Source organism: Streptomyces malaysiense (assembly GCF_000980885.2).
Lineage (GTDB): Bacteria > Actinomycetota > Actinomycetes > Streptomycetales > Streptomycetaceae > Streptomyces > Streptomyces malaysiense.
Genome location: NZ_LBDA02000139.1, coordinates 1 through 4,026, shown reverse-complemented (window position 1 = coordinate 4,026; position 4,026 = coordinate 1). Strand labels below are relative to the sequence as shown.

Below are 4,026 nucleotides of genomic sequence, written 5' to 3'. Positions count from 1 at the left end.
TGGGCGTTCGGCGGGCCTGTCCTGTCCGTAGGTGGCCAGCAGGGCTTGGGCCTCGATGGGGTCGCCGAGGGTGGTGCCGGTGCCGTGGGCTTCGACCGCGTCGACGTCGCTCGGTGTGAGGCGGGCGTTGGCCAACGCGGCCCGGATGACCCGCTGTTGCGAGGGTCCGTTGGGGGCGGTGAGGCCGTTGCTGGCGCCGTCCTGGTTGACGGCCGAGCCGCGCAGCACGGCCAGGACCTGGTGACCGTTGGCCTCGGCGTCCGACAGTTTCTCCAGTAGGACGAGCCCGACACCCTCGCCCCAGCCGGTGCCGTCGGCGCCTTCGGCGAACGCCTTGCACCGGCCGTCCTGAGCGAGACCCCGCTGGCGGGAGAACTCGACGAAGGCGGCGGGGCTCGACATGACGGTGACACCGCCGGCCAGCGCCATGGAGCACTCGCCGTTGCGCAGCGCCTGGACCGCCAGATGCATGGTGACCAGCGAGGACGAACACGCTGTGTCGACCGTGACGGCCGGGCCCTCCAAACCGAGGGTGTACGAGATCCGGCCGGACATGACGCTGGCGGAACCCGACGTGGCGGCGTACCCCTCCACGCCTTCCGGAACGGTGCCGGAGTAACGCAGGTAGTCCTGCCCGTTGGTCCCCACGAAAACGCCGGTCGCACTGCCGCGGAGCGAGGACGGCACGACCCCGGCCCGCTCCAGGGCCTCCCAGCTGACCTCCATGAGGAGTCGCTGCTGAGGGTCCATCACCAGGGCTTCACGGGGTGAGATTCCGAAGAAGTCGGGGTCGAAGCGGCCGGCGTCCGAGATGAATCCGCCTGACCGGGTGTAACTGGTGCCCTTGCGGTCCGGGTCCGGATCATAGAGGCCGGAGATGTCCCAACCACGGTCCTCCGGGAAGTCGGAGAGGAGGTCGGCTCCCGCCAGCAGCGCGTCCCAGAAGGTCTCCGGTGAGGTGACGCCTCCGGGGAAACGGCAGGCCATCGACACCAGCGCTATCGGTTCGTGGTCCTTCTCCTCCAGCTCGAGTATCCGTCGATTCGCCTGACGCAAGTCGACTGTCGCACGCCTGAGGTAGTCGCGGAGCTTCTCTTCGTTCATGGTGGTGCCACCGCCGTCCTTCGCACTCGGTCGATTCATGAGATTCCGAGCTCCCTGTCGAGGGCTTCGAAGAGTTCGTCGTCCGTCGCCGAGTCGAGGTGGTCCTCGGCCGACTCCTCCTGGTCCGTCACGGTCAACTTCCGGAGCATGTTCTTGAGGCGTACGGAGATCTCGGTACGTATTTCGCTCCCGCCCGCCGTCCCCATCGCGTCGATCTCCGCGTCCAGCCGGTTCAGTTCGGCGACGACGGGGTTGCCGCCGCCCGGGGATCCGTCGGCGACGACCTGTCCGTCGAGGTACCGCGCGAGCGACGCGGGTGTCGGATGGTCGAAGATCAGCGTGGCGGGCAACCGCAGGCCCACGGCGCCGGTCAGTCGGTTACGGAGTTCGATCGCGGCGAGCGAGTTGAAGCCCAGGTCCTGGAACGCCTTGTCGGAGTCGACGACGTCCGGACCGGCATGGCCCAGCACGGTGGCCACGTGGGTGCGCACCAGGTTCAGGAACAGCTGCTCGCGTTCCGGGTCGGAGAGCCGACCCAGCCGGGCACGCAGCCGGGTGGCCTCGTCGCCCTTCCCCGCGCGGCTCACCGCGGAGGGCACCAGGCCCCGGAGGAGGGGCGGTAGGTTGCCGAGGGAAGCCTGGGTGCGCAGAGCGGCCCGACTCAGCTGCACCGGCAGGAGCAGAGGCCGGCCGGCTGCCAGCGCCGTGTCGAAGTGGGCGAGAGCGACCTCCGAGGACAGCGGTACGACACCGGTGCGGTTCATACGGGCGAGGTCGGTGCCGGTCAATCCCTCTGTCATTCCGCTGGTCTCCGCCCACAGCCCCCAGGCGAGCGAGGTACCGGGCAACCCCATGCTGCGGCGGTGCGCGGCCAGGGCGTCCAGGAAGGTGTTGGCGGCGGCGTAGCCGCCCTGGCCGGGACTGCCGAGCGTGCCCGCCGCCGATGAGAAGAGGACGAACGCCGCGAGGTCCGAGTCCCGGGTGAGTTCGTGCAGGTGCCAGGCCGCGTCGGCTTTCGGCTTGAGCGCGTTGTCCAACTGGTCTGCGGTCAGAGCGGTGATGACGGCGTCGTCGAGTACGCCGGCTGTGTGCACGACCGCAGCCAGCGGATGATCGGGCGGAACGGTGGTCAGCAGTTCCTCCAGAGACTGCCGGTCACTCGTGTCACACGCTGCCAGGCACACCTCGGCTCCGAGCGCCACCAGCTGGGCCCGCAGTTCGGCCGCGCCGGGCGCGTCCATCCCCCGTCGGCTGACCAGCAGGAGGTGCCGTACGCCGTGTGCGCTGACGAGGTGACGTGCGAGCAAGGCACCGAGTGCCCCTGTCCCGCCGGTGACGAGCACCGTGCCGTCCGGGGGCAGCACCGCCTCCGGGACGGCCGGGGGCCGGAGGCCGCTGGGGGTCAGCCGTGGCACGAGGGTGGTGCCGCCGCGCAGAGCGACCTGCGGCTCGCCGCTGCGGGCGACGTCCATCAGGGCGTCCCGTGAGACGTCTGTGGTGTCCAGGTCACAGACGCTGATGCGGCCGGGGTGCTCGGACTGGGCCGACCGGACCAACCCCCAGACGACGGAGGCGACCACGTCCGGGGAGATGTCCTCGGGGCCGGTGCTCACGGCGCCATGCGTGACCAGATGGAGCCGGGAGTCGGCGAACCGCTCGTCGGTGAGGAACTGCTGGACAAGGTCGAGCACGTCGTGAGCGAGCGCGTGTGCCGCCCGCAGCGGGTGGCCGTTCCCGGGCCCGTCCAGCTCGGCGAGGACGACGCCCGGTGCCTGCTCGCCCGCGGTGACGGACTCGGCGATCCCCCGCAGCGAACTGCGGTCGTTCGCCTTCGCGACGGCGAGGTCACCTGCGGCTGTGCCCGGACCGGCGGAGGCGGTCCCAGCGGTCGTTACGAGAGCGTCCCAGCCGAGTTCGTACAGGGAGTCGCCGGCAGGGGTGGCAATCGCCAGCCGCGACGGATCGAGCGGACGAAGCGAGACCGCGGCAACTTCGGCCACCGGGACCCCGTCCGCGTCCTCCAGCCGCATCGCGACGGCGCCGTCGTCCGCCGGGGTGAGGTGGACGCGGAGGGTGGTGACGGGGCCTTCGGCCTCGTAGAGGGTGACTCCACGCCATGCGAGCGGCATGCGCAGTCCGCCGGCGTCGTCACCACGGGACACGGACGTGGGGGAATGAAGGGCGTGGAGGGCGGCGTCGAGGAGCGCGGGATGCATGACGAAGCCGTCGGTGACGGTGCCCTCGGGCAGCGCCGCTTCCGCGTAGAAGGCCTCCCCCTGACGCCAGATGGCCCGCAATCCCTGGAAGACGTTGCCGTAGTGGTGCCCGCGGTCGGCGGCCTGCCCGTAGAGGTCATGGGGATCGACGACCGTCGCGCCTCGCGGGGGCCACTCGGCCGGCGGGCGGGGCGCGGCCGCACGGGGGCCTGGTGCCTCCGAGACGAGTACGCCTGTCGCATACAGCGTCCAGGGCTTCTCGTCCTCGGAAGGACCGACGGGCCGCACATGCACGGTGACCGGGTGGCGATCGTCCTGGTCGGCTGGATCGAGGGCGACCTGTAGGTCGAAACGGGTGTGCTCGGGCAACGGAAGCGCTTCGAGCAGGTCCAGGTGCTCGACATGGGCGAGACCCGAGCCACGCGCGGCATGGAGCACCAGGTCCACGAAGGTGCTGGGCGGGAGGACGGCGACGCCGGTGAGGGCGTGGTCCGCGAGCCAGGGGTGGTCGTCGGTGTGGAGGCGGCCGGTGTAGGTGACACGGCCGTCGGCGGCGGAAGTCAGGACGGCGCCCAGCAGGGTGTGTGCCGCGCCTTGACCGAGTGCGGTGAGGTCACCGGTACGAGTGCGGTTGCTGTGGAGCCAGTAGGTGTGGTGTTGGAAGGGGTAGGTGGGGAGGGGGACGGGGTGGTTGTCGGTGGTGGTG

Annotated in this window: 2 protein-coding genes; both read right to left on the bottom strand. The window is 70.7% G+C overall.

What is annotated here, in order from left to right:
* Positions 1-1,104, bottom strand: a 1,104-nt coding sequence (locus tag VT52_RS34245; protein ID WP_206306691.1) for a beta-ketoacyl synthase N-terminal-like domain-containing protein, incomplete at its 3' end; no start/stop codon positions are given.
* Between the two features lie 35 nt (positions 1,105-1,139).
* The coding region (locus VT52_RS34240; RefSeq protein ID WP_143070964.1) for a type I polyketide synthase at positions 1,140-4,026 on the bottom strand (2,887 nt) is incomplete at its 5' end.